We start from the raw sequence: 16,201 nt of genomic DNA, 5'->3' as shown, positions 1-16,201 counted from the left end.
GTTGTTATTTCTTATTTAGCCAAATAATTTCTGGCTCTTTTGTATAATTGCTCAAATGAATATGCTTCCCGAGATTGATCTTCTCTATTTTGATAATCGTTCCGTTTTTCGGATTAATGCGTGTCATTTCAAAACCACCTTTATAATCGGATAGATCAATATCTTCTGCATCGGATTTTTCCTTATAAATGATCAGACCTTGGCTACCTTTTAGCAACCAGGCGCCATTGATTTCTGTCGCTTTCATCGCCGATGCTGCACGGTAGAAATCGTTGTTTCCTATCTTAGGTAGGTTTGCCATAGAGCCACCTGCCATAAAAGATGCCCAAGCCATCGTTGGGTAGTTGTCAGCAAAGTATAATACTGCTTTATCCGGATATTTTGTGCGGTATTCGGATACGGCTTTATAAACGGCCTCCATCGATGTTTTCTTTGGTTTCAACAATCGTGCATGCTGACGCGGCGCCAGATTTTGCCCACCTTGGGGAGCATAGCTCTTTCCATCCGCTTGATAATGCCAGTAGCGGATATCAATGACCTGAATTTCTTTAGCACGTTCTTTATCGGCTAAAATAGCATCTTGTACATCTTTTGTTGCACTCAAACCAATAATTGGATTTTTACCTGTCTCCGCTTTCCATTCTTTGATTACGTCGACCCAAAACTGAACGAAATGTAAGGGTCCCGTATATTCGGCGCTGATCATCTGAATGACTCCCGAGTTATCTTTAAAGTTATCCAAGCATTGACGGATATAAGCGCGATGTAATGAACGACGAACAGGGTTATCGATATCGTAGAACTGTTCTGCCATGAAAATTCGTTTATTACCAGCATAAGGAACCGGTTCTGGAAATCCGACATTATTGATATTATTAGCTGCACGCCATGGGAAGTCCGCATAATGTGCACCAGCTTCGATAATATTATGTTGAAAATAATTTTGATGTAGCAATACCAAACCTCTTTGGTCTGCTAGATCTGCATATTGTTTCAAGCGTCCCCAGTAAAATTTGTTGTACTTTGTCAAATCATACTTAGACAGGCCGTCATAGGCTAACCCCTGACCACTACGTGCAAATGGCAATTCATAAAACGGAGGCCACACCTCCCCATTTATCCGACGGATACGCTCGTGGTCGTCCCTGCGGCGGTCATACCACAGTCCGTAGTTGTGATCAATAGCCAATACATTGTTTTGAAGCATGCTATCGGTCATGGCATCCAGGTCATCGGTGAGCCCATTGCCAATTTCTCCAGGGACATAGCGGGTGATATGTGGTTTTGCTTTCTCGGCGCCATATGGGCGAGCGCTACCATTCCACCAGGACACATCCGATTTCGCTCCCACGAGTACTTCATCGCCTCGGACCAACCAACCGTTCACGACACGCATATCAGCTTGTTTTTTCGGAGGAATGAGCTCTTTATAATCAATCTGATCAATGGTTTTTACCTTAGTTGCCGTGGTATTTAAGGTATAACGCTTGTTCGCCTCAGTAATAAAATCAACCAGCTCCATCATTGGGTTTATCGATTGTTTTGTCAACTCCATGGCAACACTGACGGGCGGACTACTGGACGCTTCGGTCAGCACCGGCAACAGTACCGCCCGCTCATCAGCAGCCGCGCCAATCCTTTCGCGCAACTGGGCATAATACAAACTTTTTGGCTTAATGTATTCATTAGATTGCTCCCAATAACCATTTCCCTGAAATTGAGACCAAATCCCAAAAGCCCAATTCTGTGCTGTTGGTGGTTGATAACACTCTACAAGTCCAGCTGTCGACTGCCAAAATACAGAATTTGCTGCCGACCATCCAGCTCCCTGACCATCTTGACCTCGGTTTTTATAGCTTAGTGCCTGCGCATCTATATCTGCATTGTCAAAAAGAACTCCCGACGCCCAGCTGTCTATTCCACCACTGAAACTGAAAGGCTCTACTGCTTGGCATTGGACAAAAGCATTTGGCCCTGCTGCCAGGTAGCCCACTGCAAAATCATGATATCCCTGCTCAGAATAAAGCCGCTGAAATAAGGTCTGTTGTCCCTTTGTGAAAAAAGTATATCTTCTTTGTCCACCGATTTCTGACACCGGGTCCCGAGAAATACAATCCTCAACAGTTAATTTTTGGGTACTTGCTAAAGCGTAAACGGCTGATCCTGCGAAATGCTGAAACTGCATGCGGCGCACCCATACGTTTTCCGCATTTTCAATAGTAATCGCCATCCAGCGATGGTCTTCGTCTTTCGGGTTATTAGCATTGAAAGCAGATTTAAGTGCAATATTTTCTATACCGACATTTTCGATTCGTCCTTTCCAAGTATATCGTTCGACGGTCGCCTGACCGTAATGTTTATCCAAGGCCGTTGTGATTGGGGCGTCGATCTCGATACGATTGCCTTTCACAGCGACAATCGTTCTATCCCAATGAACATCACGTTGCCCAGGCTTCCAACCCAAAGAAGTGATCCCGCCGCCGAAATGATCGGTACCAAGCTGATTAATCCAATCTTGCGTGGAAGGTCTTGTAATCCTAATTTTATCTCCAGCTTTATAGGAAGCTGCATGATCAATATCCAATACCCGCGCGTTGACAGGGACGTAAGCACTTGTTACGTTTGTCTTTTTTGCAAACGTGATATCGTCTTTTCCGAGAATACGGATGAGTGTTTCTCTTGTTGTTCCTTCACCAATGATGACAGTTCCATTTGTTGTGAAACCACTACCACGCAGAATAACACCTGAGGCACTTATTTTTAGAGAACCGGAAACAGAATAAACTCCCGCTTGTAAAAGCACCACTCCTCGTAATCCATCTTTACCCAACGGTAGCATTGACACATAGTTAATGGCAGCTTGTATACGTTGCGTCGCATCACCTGATTTTACAGGAACAACGACAGCAATCTGTCCTGTAGGAATAGCTTCGTTGCCTCCTTTATATCCTGCATAGGAAAAATCAGGAATTTGGTTTCCAAGCGAATCCGCATGGTAAACAAACTTTCCCTCATCCCATACCAAAGGACTATATGCCTTCATTTGTTGTGCATGTGCAGTACAGATGAAGGCATATAGTCCGAGACAAGAAAAGAACAGCATTCTTTTACTCATGGTTATTTTTTATTTTTTGGGCACGACGGCATCTAATGCAACAACCCCATTTAAATAATTCTCAATATTGGCATAGCCATTTTTAGCAATTTTTCTCGAATCGCCGGGATCATTGGGATTTAAACCCATGCTCTTCTCCACATTGTCAGGAATGCCGTCTTTGTCTGAATCTTGATAAGGTTCCCCCACATAAGTTGGATAACCGCCCACCTGCGCGATATCCGATATAATTCCTTGTTTGTAAGAATCTTCTGGGAGGCGTCGCTTAACATATGGTGATACAAATCCATGTTGCGCTTTCGTTGTATCATAATAAACCTTATTCTCCGACACTTGCTTAATGATCCGTTGATCAACAGCATCCTGTTTAGGCAAAAATGCACCAACATTTTTAAGTACATAGCTGTAGGCATCCTGTGCGGATAGTGTGGTCACGGGTGCCATTGGAAAAGCTTTATCCACGCGGATTTCTTTTTCACGGCTACCTACATTCGCTAGGTCTTCGATCTGAATTCCGCCAGCCCAGTTATTTTCAGTAACCTTTGGAAAACCTTCTACTACATTACCATGGGCATATACCTTTCCATACTGATCTTTAAACGCTTTATCTCTTCCAGACTCTGGCTTTAAGATCCGATAGGCAATTGGCTTATCTTTGGGGGTAATCGGCCCGGGTTTATAGTAATTATTGATAAAGTTGAATAAGGATTTATTGTCTCCGCCATCAGCACTTCGATTCCACCAGTTCCAAATGACATTGTTGACAAATCCAAAGTCGCCATACATTCCGATAGATGGATTCCGGCTAATATTTGAAGCCCATAGATTACGCATAAAGGTACTATTCAATCCGCCTATTGTACTTCCGAACGCGTGGTTGTAAGCATCTAATGCTTCAGAAAAAATAGAATTCTGGATCGTAATATTTACCGTAGGTAATTTGAGATTTTTGCCTTCCCGGTCGTATACATGCCTGTAGATAGACATATTTTCATCCAAGCCCCAGCTTGCAGATACGTGATCAATCATAATATTGCCGATTACATTTCCTCCTACAGCATCATCACGACGCGTCACGTCAGTTTCACCGCGACGTAAACGTAAAAAGCGTAAAATAACATCGTGTGTATCAATTAGAAAAGATTCACCAGCAACACACACTCCGTCTCCTGGTGCTGTCTGTCCAGCAATCGTAATATAGGGTGCTTTTACGACAATCGGTTTCTCAAGTCGAATAATGCCAGCAACATTAAATACAACAATACGGGCACCACCGGCTTCACAGGCTTCTCTTAACGTTCCCGGTCCACTGTCCGCAAGACTTGTCACAACAAAAACTTTTCCACCCCGGCCACCGGCAGTGTAAGCACCTCCACCTTCAGCCCCAGGAAATGCCTTAATTTTCGCCTGTGGTAAGTCATTAGGTTTGGCAGCCCAAGGAATATAGGGCTTCCCTTCTTTCTTTATAATTTCCTGTGCTTCCGCCCAGACTTTTTCTAAACGTATGTTTTCCGTACTTTCCCGTTCAGCAGCCAATTTTTTCAAAGAATCTGGAATAACTGGATATTGGGCCAATGTAGCTATTGGGCTTATTAGGCCCAATAGTAACACGGTATTTCGATTAAATAACGATTTCATAGCTTTATTTAGCAGCTAATTTATTAAGATAGATTTCGATATTCGCATAACCTGATGCTGTAATCTTCGCAGAATCGCTAGGATCATTTGGATTCAGTCCCATTTCTTTTTCTACTGCATCCGGAATACCATCATTGTCGGAATCTTTGTAAGGTGTCCCTTTATATACTGGATATCCGCCCACTTGGGATATATCGGTAATAATGCCGATTTTATACGAATCCTTTGGTAATCTCCGATGTTCAAAATCTTTTTCTGGCAGTTTCACATTGCTTAATAGTTTGACTGGCTTACCGTTTTTCACATCGCCAATAACCCGTGTATCGACAGGATCTCTTTTAGGTAAGGTGGCTCCTGCATGTTCAAGAACAAAACCGTAAGTTTCCTGCGCAGACATTACAGGGAAATTAGCATGAGGGAATGGTTCCTTTGCGCTCATTGCTGCAAAGTAAGGCTGAGCTTCAGCATAAGTCATTGCGTCTCCTTTTTTATTTTCCAATTGTACTCCTCCATCCCAGTTGTTTGCAGTTACTTTTGCGTTTCCTTCAACAATGTTACCTTTGACGTGCGCACGGCCAAATACCACATAAGACAATTTACTTCTGCCGGATTCGGGCTTTAAGATGCGGTAACTTACAGGCTGGTCCAATGGGGTCGCTGGACCTGGTTTAAAGTAATTATTCACAATATTATAAGTCGCCTGGTAATCACCGCCATCAATTGAGCGATGCACCCAGTTGTAAACAACGTTATTATAGAAATTGAACAAACCATTCCAGCCAATAGATGGATTACGAGCCGCATTGTTTGCCCAAAGGTTACGCATAAATGTACAATTTTCTCCACCTAAGGTACTACCGAAGGCGTGGTTCCAAGTATCCAGAGCTTCAGAGAAAATTGAATTTTGGATAGTTATATTCACTGTACCTCGTTTTTCCTCTGCTTTTCCCGTGCTGTCATTATACATATGACGGTACATGGACATATTTTCATCCAGTCCCCAGCTTGCAGAAACATGGTCGATCATAATATTTCCTACCGGATTCCCTCCAATTGCATCATCCCGGCGGCCGACGTACGTTTCACCACGTCTAAAACGCATATGACGAATCAAAACATCATGTGTATTGATCCAAACGGATTCACCTGCCACGCAGACACCATCACCTGGTGCAGATTGTCCAGCAATAGTCACATATGGAGCCCGAATAATTAATGGCGTTTTCAGACGAATGATACCCGAAACATTAAATACGATAATACGTGGGCCACCTTTCTCACAGGCTTCCCGCAATGAACCAGGACCATTATCTTCCAGACTGGTCACAACGTAAACCTTTCCACCACGTCCGCCAAAAGTAAATTTACCACCACCTTCCGCTTCTGGAAAAGCCGGAATAGTCGCTTGTGGTAAATCTGCAGGTCTCCCAGCCCAAGGAATATAGGGCTTACCTTGTTTTGCATATTCTTCTATGACAGGCAGCGCTTTTTGCCAAGCTTCATCAGACTGTTTGGTCGCTTTGCGCATCAGCTCATCTGTATTCTTCTTGACGTCTTCTGGAATTTTGGGATACTGACAAAATGCGATTGATGTAATGAGACTCAACAATGCTGTCAGCGTTATTTTATGTAACATGTTTATCTAGTTAGTAGGATTTATAATTCTTATTCAAATATATGTCAGTTGTACATTTATAAAAAACAATGCGTGTCACAATTCACATACATTACTTTAATATTTTTTACAAATGGAATTATTTTAGAGGATCAAAAGTTCCAGCTCCATTCATGCTATCCCAACCTGTTGTTTGTTGTAAATAAGGTGAGGTAGATAAGATCGTCTCGTTTAGTCCAAAGAAATAATATTGTGGATACCAGGTGAAAGTCCATACACCATTTGTGGGATCCAAATCGTCTTTTTCCGCGATAGTGAAGTAATTGTCATATAAATAATCCAAATATTCATCTTGATTTGCAATTCCAGAAGGATACGATGAAGGCTGGCGTTCAATTACTGGCACACCGCCTTTACTATCCCTTAATAACGGATCTAGATCGCCAACATAATCCATTCCATTGTTTTTCACAGTAATTAATAGACCGGTACGCCTTGTGCCATTCAATGGTTTTACTCCTATTCTTTGCGCAGTAGGAGAGTCTGTCTCGAAAAGCTTCCATCTCCTTAGATCATAGAATCGTTTTCCCTCATAAGCGAACTCTAATCTACGCTCATTAATCACAGCCCCAAATAGCTTATTTCTACTTCCCACCGCAGCACTTAAACCATAAGATCCATCCTTATCCTCAAGCCCAGCACGTTTACGAATCTCAATAATTCCAGCAAGCCCCTCTGTTAATTTATCTGAACCAATAGCCGATTCCGCTAAATTCAATATCACTTCCGCAAAGCGTAATTCAATAAAATCAGTTCCACTTTGTTGAAAACCTGCTCCACCATTAGATGTTCCAGAAGCTTTTGGATCAGCACCTTTTTTCAAATAAATACCGCTGGCATTAGCACCTTGGGTTTCAGTAGAAATATAGGCTCCTTTTTTATTCTTCCAATAATAAGTCCACTGGCGATATTCGCTGCCACTCCCATATGGAAAAAGCGCGCCGTTAAAGACAAATGTCTTTGAAAATCGTGGATCCCTATTTTTATAGAACTTTTGTTTATCGTAGCTATAAGCAGATGATGGATCATCTATACTTCTCCCATCTAACATTGGAAATGCATCCAGCATTTGTTTAGTAGGGGAAATAGACCCCGAGCCGGAGAGGGCACGAGGTCTAACCACTTGTTCCCAACCGTTATTTTTAACAGCTCCACTTGTTGAAGTTAAATTGTTAAATCCATAAACTATTACCGCCTCAGGATTTGCACTGCCTTCGGTTAAAAACAGGTCAGCCCAAGCTTTACCATTCGCTGTGCCACCATTCTGAAATAAACCAAAGCCATTTTGCTCCAACAAGTTTTTCGCCTCCAAATTGGCCGTATATGCAGCTTGCCACCGATCACGGGAATCGTTTGGATTAAATTGCGGACTAGCATAGGTTAACAAAACGCGTCCCTTTAATGCAGCTGCCGCCCCACTTGTGATACGACCCCAATTTGCGGCATCCCATTTTCCTGGCAAAAGGCTCTTTGCCATGTCTAAGTCTTTTACAATTTGGGCCACACACTCTGCAGTGCTGCTCCTTTGAATAGAATTCTCTTCATTATTTCCGACAACGGGCATCTGTGAACTTAACACTAAAGGCACACCGCCATACATCCGAACCAGTTGAAAGTACTGAAATGCACGCCAGAAATAAAGTTGACCTTTCATTTGGTTTCGCGTTGCCTCGTCAATTCCCCCTTGATCGATTTTTTCTAAAAAAACATTGATCTCCTTCATTCTGGTCCAAACGTTATTTCCTACGCTCGCTGACATTCGTTGACCAAAATATTTATTAGCATGATTATTAATATAAGAGATCGTATTCCATTTTTTGTTATAATCCGTTTCTCCCGCCAATTCATCTGTAGTTTGGGTAAATGTATTGCTATACCCTCCATTTTCGGACGCATCTTGCGTCGCCACAAATGTTTGCGCATTATTTGGCGGCAAAAACAAACCGTAAACATAATCCACATATGCACGCGCCAAAATGGGATCTTTGAATACATCATCCTCTTTGACAGCGGCTAAGTCCGTTTTCTCTTCTAGAAAATTATCCTTACAAGCTTGATTTGTCAAGAGTAGGCATACTAATGCTATATTCAATATTGATATTTTTTTCATTTGTATATAATTTTATTCCATCATTCGATGGAGCTGACCATTCAAAAATCATCTTGGGTTTTGTCTTGGACAGTTTGTTTTTACGTTATAATGTTACATTCACACCAAAAGAATACGTACGCAAATTTGGATAAGTATCCCAAGCTGCGCCATTACCATCTTTATATTTGAATGGGTTATAGATGGTTAATGGATTCATTGCACTGACATACACACGGGCATTAGATACCTTTAGATATTTCACCAGTTTTTCAGGTAGTTTATAACCTACATTGAAACTACTCATACGCATCTGAAAGGCTGGAATTGACCAAAAACTAGATACTCGGTTATAAATATCAGACCATTGTGGATTCGGCATTGTTCCCGTAGGATTGAGGTCTGGATCGTAGATATTTCCCCAAATCACAGGAAGATTGGTATAAACACGCGAAATATCATTATTCAACTTATTACGTTCAGTGATTTCAGCATACCCCCCAAAGGAACCTGTCAATACGGCCTCCGCACTAAAGCCTTTGAAACCTGCTTTAAAGGTCATTCCAACCGCATAATGGTTTGTACTATTTTTAGCTAATTGGATTTGATCATTTTCATTAATGATTCCATCTGGCCCTGCGAATGTACCATCCGCCTGTAGTGCTCCACGAACATCGCGATAATAAAGCATACCTGGCCTAAGCTTATCAGCAGTCTCTTCAAATACTTGTGTAATATTGTATTGACTTACATAATTATCAATATCTTGTTGCGTTTTAAACATCCCTAAATAATCGTATCCCCAGGCACCATTGTCAGACGGCCCATTCGGATGTGCTTTCCATGGGTATAGAGCGTCAATATCATTAAAATCTCCCAAGATAACCTTATCATTAGACCAAGAAAAACGAGTGCTAATCCCGTAGTTAAACTCATTAACTTTATCTTGCCAACCTAATTCAAACTCATAGCCGAAGGTATTTTTACGTCCATAATTTTCCGCTGCTACAGATCCTCCAACTGAAACAGGAATATTTCCTGTCCTTATTACCAGAAGATCATAACCTTTGTTATAGTAGCCATCGACTGTAGCGGATAATCGACTATCTAGAAACCGCGCATCAATACCAATATTATTTTTATATTCATTGGCCCAAGTCGCATTTCTGTTCGGAGATTTTTCCATTTTTAAGCCAGTACTCGCATCGATGGAATTATTATTTTCACCAAAAACACCACCTTTTCCCTGCTGATAAGTGTAGCGTTGTAACCATCCCCAGGCAGCAGTCTGGTCATTACCTAGCTTACCATGAGACAAGCGTAACTTCAAATAATCAATCGCCTTTGAATGAAAAAAGCTTTCTTCACTGATCACCCAACCTGCAGAAACATTGTAAAAATTTCCCCAGTAATTCTCCGGAGCAAATTTTGTTGACGCATCCGAACGAAACAAAATCTCCCCAAGATATTTATTACCATAACGATAGTTCAAACGTCCCACATAACCTAGTGTTCCTGATTCATAAGCTGCCGTACGACCACTCACCGCTCCAAAAGCGGTGTTAAATTGGCCATTCGTTGTCGCCAAAGGATCGTCTTTCCAAACATCTTCTTGTGAACTATTAGCCTCGGCTTTTTCAACAGAAAATAATCCAGAGAAATTATGCTTTTTCCATTGTTTATCATAGGTAGCGGTAAAATTTACCTGATAGTTGTTGCCTGCCGCATTCGAAAAATAAACTCTGTTGCCATTACTAAAAGTAACTGCTTTCGGATCTGTAGCAAGATCATAGATATGTCCATTGTCACCCGCTCTCGTAAAGGTATAAGTTTGGTATTTTGTACCTATTTGGGTACCTCTATCATTTTTCAAATTTCGATTGTAAGATCCGCGTAAAATCAACCCATCAAGCCATGGAGCACGATATTCTCCATTTAAGTTGATACTGAATTGACGGGTGTCTGACGTTGCCAGATTACCAAGCTTTTGCAATTCAAAATAATGATAGGCTGATAGATCTCCTGATGTCCCTGGTAGTCGAACTGGCAAACCATTCACATAGGCTGGCACATAGGGAGAAGCCAACAACAAATTACGATAATCGTTATCATCATTTTCGCCACCAATTTTGTTAAATGTTTTTTGTAGGTTTCCCGTATTCCCAGACACCTGTATCCCAACTTTAAAGTTACTTGCTACTTGGATATCGCTACCTGCCCTAAAGTTCCAACGATCATAGTCGAGCGTACCTAAATTTCCGTCTTGTTTGCTGTATGCAACATTCGCAAAATAAGTTGCTTTATCAGCTCCTCCTGAAATATTCAAGGAATGTCTGGTCAAATAACTCGATTTCCAAGCATCGTCCAACCAGTTGTAGGAATGATTTTTAAAATAATCGAGCTCATCCTGTGAAAAAAACCATTTATCAAAGCCTGGTTTTGTTGGATCACTATTGCTCCCATTTGGCCCATTCATGATATTGAAGTACATGCCATATTGATAAGCATCCATCATTTTTGTCCGGTAAGCTTCATCATTAATAGCATAGGAACCATTGTAGCTAATTTTAGGCGTACCTACCTTTCCCCTTTTCGTCGTAACCAAAACGACTCCATTTGCCCCTCGCACGCCATAAACTGCAGCTGCTCCATCTTTCAAAAAAGATATACTCTCAATTTCGGAAGGATCTAAATTTCCAAACAATGTTGCATCGGGTTGATTTTGTCCATCAACCTGTACCATCCCGTCAATAACGTACAAAGGATCTGTTGTTCCTCCGTCTTTACTTGGCCCCATCGGTTTTCGTATAGTTAAAGACGCTTTCGTTCCAGGTCGAGTATTGCCGCCACTGACACTTAGTCCAGTAACACGCCCCGCTAACGCAGCACCAATATTCGTCGTCGGTAAATCTTCTATCTCCTCCGCTTTTATTGCCACAACAGAGCCTGTTAAATGTGCTTTTTTCTGCGTGGTATAACCAACAGCGATAACTTCTTCAAGTTCCTGGCTCTCGGCTTCCATCCGTATATTTAAGACATTTTGGTTTCCAACCGGAACTTCCAACTTTTTATACCCAACAAAATTGAGCACTAAAATCTCATTTCCAGCGGGCAAGTTTAGCCTAAACGTACCATCTGCATCCGTTGAAGTCGCAGTTTTTGATCCTTTAATGGAAATCGTTACCCCGGCAAGCGGTTTTCCATTTTGATCAACAACCTTTCCTGTTATATTTTTAAAAAAATTTAAATTGTGTTCACTTAAATTTACTCCATAGGAGTATGACGGAATAATCCCGCCAGTCATTATTCCAATAGCCAGCAGTTGTGCCAACCTTTTAGAGGATTTACTCGGGAATATGAGCTGATTCATAATTTGGGTATTCATTTGATTTACTGGGTTATTTTTTTAATCTCGCAGCCCATTTATCGCCTTCTTCTTTTAGGTTATAGCCATGAGACGCTAAATAGTTATTGATTTTGCCTTTGTATTTACCGAACCAAGCGTGTTTTTTTTCCGACGATTCAGCTTGCATCGCAAAATCGCGCGCCTCATAAAGCAAACTGTCAATCATATGCACTTCGTCTTTTGTAAGCCGAGGAATCATATCTTGATAGGCCTTTACGGTATTCGGATAAACATTATAAGTCATACCGTTTTTAACCGCTTCGACTTCTGAATCTGTTAAAACTTCTTTTAGTCGTTTTACAAAAGCTTGATTTAAATTGGTTGTTTCTTGAAGCGTCTCCCGTGTGATCTGCTCTTTTAAGCTCTTATCCGTATTCTCCTTGATTTTTAAATCACGAAGTGTATAACAAGCATTTAAAAGATAATACTGATCACGAATAATGTGAACTACTATTTCTTGTTTGGTCAGATCCGCTAACCCTAGTTTAGCTACAATTTTTGCAGACCGATCTGTAATAGTTTTCCAATAGGTGTCTTCTGTTTGACTAAATGTCATAGACACACTTAAAAATAAAAATGTGAATAGTGCAAAACGTTTCATAGGCATGAAATGGTTTATCCCTTTTTTGGTTATTAAACATTAAATAAAGCCCTTTAACTTTATTTCCTTTTATAATCCCTCAAAATAAACGTCAAAACGACATAAAAAATTCGAGTACCCAATATAACTGAAAATTTCATGGACAACCGTCATGTACTATCCTGACCTACTAACTATTTAACTTCTAGATTATCAACAATTACACCTTCTGAATCAAAAGAATACAACTTAACATAATAGGTTCCTGCATTAATCATTGTCTTTGTATCAGTATTGATATAATTCCATTTTCCTGAGCGCGTTGGTTCCAATTTTATTGGAGTTTTGGCTACCAACACATGTTTATCTTTGTCTAAAATTTCATAGTAAGCACATCGTACCTCCTTAAATGGATTATGATACTTCATTGATAATGCATATACATCTGCCGCACCGACCTGAAACCGCCAAGCGATATACCCTTTATTACTGTTAAAAGCCAAACGTTTTTGTCCCGCAAATTCGATTTCGGAAACACCTCCCCGCCAAGCGGTTTGATAAGCTTTATAGTTTTTAACTTCTTTCAAGTCATACACTGGCAGAAGACCACTTTGCTGCTGAAAAGCCACAATTTCTCCACGGCGCGCTGTCTTTATAAAAATTTCCTCCCCGGCCTTCAATACCTTACGGAATACTGCAAAATATTTTCCCGTGTTCAATTGAACACTGTCTTTTGTACTTTCAAAATCATCAGGCTTCCTATTTCCTAGATAGAAAACGTTGGTGGCTTCTTTAAAACGTAGCTTATAGGTTTTATTGATATCAAGCTCAAAATATTCCGAACCAAACAAGGGCGATGGCAACGAAAAAAATGACACTACCTTAGTCCCTTCCTTTTCCAATACACTGCCGATATCCAGCCAACCATGAAGTTTTATATTTTGACGCAATAAATCTAGATTATAATAATCTTGATCGTCTGATTCTGAAACTAGGTGAACATGCTCCTTTGTAGCGATGGAAATCGCTTGTAACACTGCTTGTCCAGCATAAACACGTGGGAAATCAATAAAAATCTTTCCGTCAACTACCTTGACAGAATACCTTTTTCTGACTGCACGCTGGAACCCTGCTTCTTTATAAATATCAAACTTATGTTCTACAATTTGACCATTAATAGCAATGTCAAAAATACGATCTCCTTTTCCGGATGAAAACTTCCCATACCAGGGCTCGGCAAAATAGAGTTCGACGAAATAATCTCCATTAGGTAAGTCAAATTGATAGCCCAACTTATCCAGCCCATAGCGGAAGGTCTGAAAAAGCAGCCAATCCCTTGTTCCTTTAATTGGGTCGAAAATTATCCGTTGACTGGCAAAATTAGTGTTCATCCCCTCAAAATGATCCGCCCAAGATTTACTGCCCCAGCCCAATTTGGACCGATAAGGTTGGTCAGCTTTCCACTCTCCCCCGAATTCATCTGTATAATTATCACCACCACAATTAACACGGTAGAGATAGTGATATCCCAAATCTGGTTTTAGAATTTCCGATGGAGTGCTATACAAGTCATCAAAATGTGGACTTTCTGGAAGGTTCTGTAGTATGATGGTATCACGACTAGCGACTACTCCACCTATTCGTCCCTCGGCATATAATATATTATACTTCACATTAACACCATCAAATTCAATATGATGCCCAAACCCAGGATGTCGTTTTTTCCCTAATGATAGGGATCCTAAATCATTAAAAAGTTCAACTTCATCACAATTGGAGAAAATACGAATATTGTCTTTTACTCCGGGAGCCAACCAACGATTTGGCCAAGAATGCATGGCAATATATACCATGGGCTGTTCCTTCTTACCATAATGGGATAGATACATATAATAAGCATCTGTTAGTTCCCCCCAAGGCGTCAATAGGCCTTTATAATTCACTGGACCAATCCGGTCGATATCCCGATTTCCTTCTCCCCCCTGAATACGCCCCGGATTATCATGTGAGTTCCAAAGCCATAAATAATGTCCAATAGCGCTATTTTTAACAGAGTCTGCCAAACGCACTTTCGTTTGTAAAATATCAGCGAAACGCTCCTCGTTGTAGTTATTTTCATTAGGAAGATAAGGTGGTTCGGCATGTAAACCCAAGCTTCGCCAAGCGCCGTACTCGCCTACAAGCTGTTGCTTTATTAGGTCATCGCCATAAGTTTTCTGATCCCCCCCATAAGTACCTGTCCAATTTTGCGGAACATCCCAATCGGTTCCACTGCCACCGTTACAAGTAGTCACTAATCGTTGTATAGAAGCAGTCGGGTCTAATTTCCGAATCAATACCGTACACTCATGTGCAAAATCTTCTGGTAGCGTACTTTCATTTTCAAGACCCCACAAAATTACCGATGGACTATTTCTACGTTCGCGGACCCATTCTGTCAATAATTTTTTAAAATTCTCCCGAAATACGGGGGTATCAAACCAAATATGAGCTGCCAGCTGTGTCCATAATAAAATACCATGTCGATCCCAAGCTTGTTGATAACGCAGATTATGTGGCTGGTGGGCATCGCGAAAGGAGTTGAATCCAAGCGTCCTGATCTGTCTAGTTCGAGCATCAATCTCCTCCTTATCAAGGGCATGCGATTGCCCCAATTTATGTTCATATTCAGCAATGCCATTAATAAATATAGGCTTCCCATTAACCAAGAGGCGTGGATCACCAGAAGGTTTTAAACCTTTTGACCAACGAACAGACCTAATTCCATAAGGTGTTTCTACCTCGTCAATAACCTGACCACCAATTTTGATCTGCATTTTTATACGATACAAATAGGGCGACTCCACAGACCATAATTCCGGATTTTTTAAGATAAGATCTTTCAGCCGAATTTCCTTTATTACGTTCTCCTTTATTTGATCGTTCGATGTTGATCGAATAACTGATTTACCATTCTGATCCAAAACTTCGGTTACAATCTCCAAATCTTTACTTACTCGGCTTTTATTACTCACTTCGACGATTTGATGTAGAATCGCCTTTTTATGATCAGCAGTCTCATCATTCCAATAATGCTCGCCAAAGGGCGTAACAGAAACTTCATTCTTAATCAATAGACTCACTGGCCTAAAGATTCCCATGGGCTGCGATCCCTCAGAAAATCCCCTTTCCGTCGAACAGCCCCCATCTACCCAGGGTAAATCCATAATATGTGCCGGATGGTCTGCTCGAACAGCTAAAAGATTGGGGGTACCATCCAATTTAATTGCATCAGTAACATCCAATGTAAATGTAGTCCTTCCCCCAGCGTGATATCCCACGCATATACCATTTAACCAAACTGTCGCATAGGAGCCTACCCCTTCGAAGAATAAATAGAACCGATTTTTGTTCTTTTGCTGTTTGATCGAGAAATTTTTTCGATACCAGGAATAACCATGTAAATTGCCATGAAGCAATCTACGATAACCCTCGTAGCCATCCCAATTATGAGGAACATCTACTTTCCGCCAGTCCTTATCTGTCTTAAAAGACACATTGTGAAATCCATTGTACCTTGCGGAATCTTTCTGATCCATTATGGTTTCCCATCCAGAATCTAACGAGATCGTTTTACGAACGTTCTGACCAAATGAAAATAGTCCATACCATAACATACAGACACAGCAAAACAGGTTTCTCAACAACATCAATCCAAT

At 40.9% G+C, this 16,201-nt stretch carries 7 protein-coding genes; all 7 read right to left on the bottom strand.

Going from position 1 to position 16,201, the window contains the following annotated elements; all coding sequences use genetic code 11:
* Window positions 1-4: 4 nt before the first annotated feature.
* Window positions 5-3,115: a DUF6298 domain-containing protein gene (locus tag B3C94_RS07480; RefSeq protein WP_293901345.1), complete on the bottom strand. Its 3,111-nt coding sequence runs from the start codon at window positions 3,113-3,115 to the stop codon at window positions 5-7.
* A 9-nt stretch (window positions 3,116-3,124) separates the two neighbouring features.
* Window positions 3,125-4,753 (bottom strand): pectate lyase family protein, encoded by a 1,629-nt coding sequence (locus tag B3C94_RS07475; protein ID WP_293901342.1) that lies wholly within the window; start codon window positions 4,751-4,753, stop codon window positions 3,125-3,127.
* Window positions 4,754-4,757: 4 nt separating this feature from the next.
* Entirely contained in the window at window positions 4,758-6,389 is a 1,632-nt protein-coding gene (locus B3C94_RS07470) for a polysaccharide lyase (RefSeq protein WP_293901339.1), read from the bottom strand.
* A gap of 118 nt (window positions 6,390-6,507) precedes the next feature.
* Entirely contained in the window at window positions 6,508-8,538 is a 2,031-nt protein-coding gene (locus tag B3C94_RS07465) for a RagB/SusD family nutrient uptake outer membrane protein (protein WP_293901336.1), read from the bottom strand.
* An 85-nt stretch (window positions 8,539-8,623) separates the two neighbouring features.
* Window positions 8,624-11,887, bottom strand: a complete 3,264-nt coding sequence (locus B3C94_RS07460) for a SusC/RagA family TonB-linked outer membrane protein (RefSeq protein WP_293901333.1) — start codon at window positions 11,885-11,887, stop codon at window positions 8,624-8,626.
* 28 nt (window positions 11,888-11,915) lie between these two features.
* On the bottom strand, window positions 11,916-12,524 hold the full coding sequence (locus B3C94_RS07455) for a DUF3826 domain-containing protein (RefSeq protein WP_293901330.1): 609 nt from the start codon (window positions 12,522-12,524) through the stop codon (window positions 11,916-11,918).
* 173 nt (window positions 12,525-12,697) lie between these two features.
* Window positions 12,698-16,192 (bottom strand): malectin domain-containing carbohydrate-binding protein, encoded by a 3,495-nt coding sequence (locus B3C94_RS07450; RefSeq protein WP_293901328.1) that lies wholly within the window; start codon window positions 16,190-16,192, stop codon window positions 12,698-12,700.
* Window positions 16,193-16,201 lie beyond the last annotated feature (9 nt).

The sequence above is a fragment of the Sphingobacterium sp. UBA5670 genome (genome assembly GCF_002420705.1).
Lineage (GTDB): Bacteria > Bacteroidota > Bacteroidia > Sphingobacteriales > Sphingobacteriaceae > Sphingobacterium.
This window is presented reverse-complemented; position numbering and strand designations above follow the sequence as displayed.

Excerpts from the sequence above, each read along its gene's own strand:
- B3C94_RS07480 (WP_293901345.1), bottom strand. The coding sequence starts at position 3,115 with ATGAGTAAAAGAATGCTGTTCTTTTCTTGTCTCGGACTATATGCCTTC.
- B3C94_RS07475 (WP_293901342.1), bottom strand. The coding sequence starts at position 4,753 with ATGAAATCGTTATTTAATCGAAATACCGTGTTACTATTGGGCCTAATA.
- B3C94_RS07470 (WP_293901339.1), bottom strand. The coding sequence starts at position 6,389 with ATGTTACATAAAATAACGCTGACAGCATTGTTGAGTCTCATTACATCA.
- B3C94_RS07465 (WP_293901336.1), bottom strand. The coding sequence starts at position 8,538 with ATGAAAAAAATATCAATATTGAATATAGCATTAGTATGCCTACTCTTG.
- B3C94_RS07460 (WP_293901333.1), bottom strand. The coding sequence starts at position 11,887 with ATGAATCAGCTCATATTCCCGAGTAAATCCTCTAAAAGGTTGGCACAA.
- B3C94_RS07455 (WP_293901330.1), bottom strand. The coding sequence starts at position 12,524 with ATGAAACGTTTTGCACTATTCACATTTTTATTTTTAAGTGTGTCTATG.
- B3C94_RS07450 (WP_293901328.1), bottom strand. The coding sequence starts at position 16,192 with ATGTTGTTGAGAAACCTGTTTTGCTGTGTCTGTATGTTATGGTATGGA.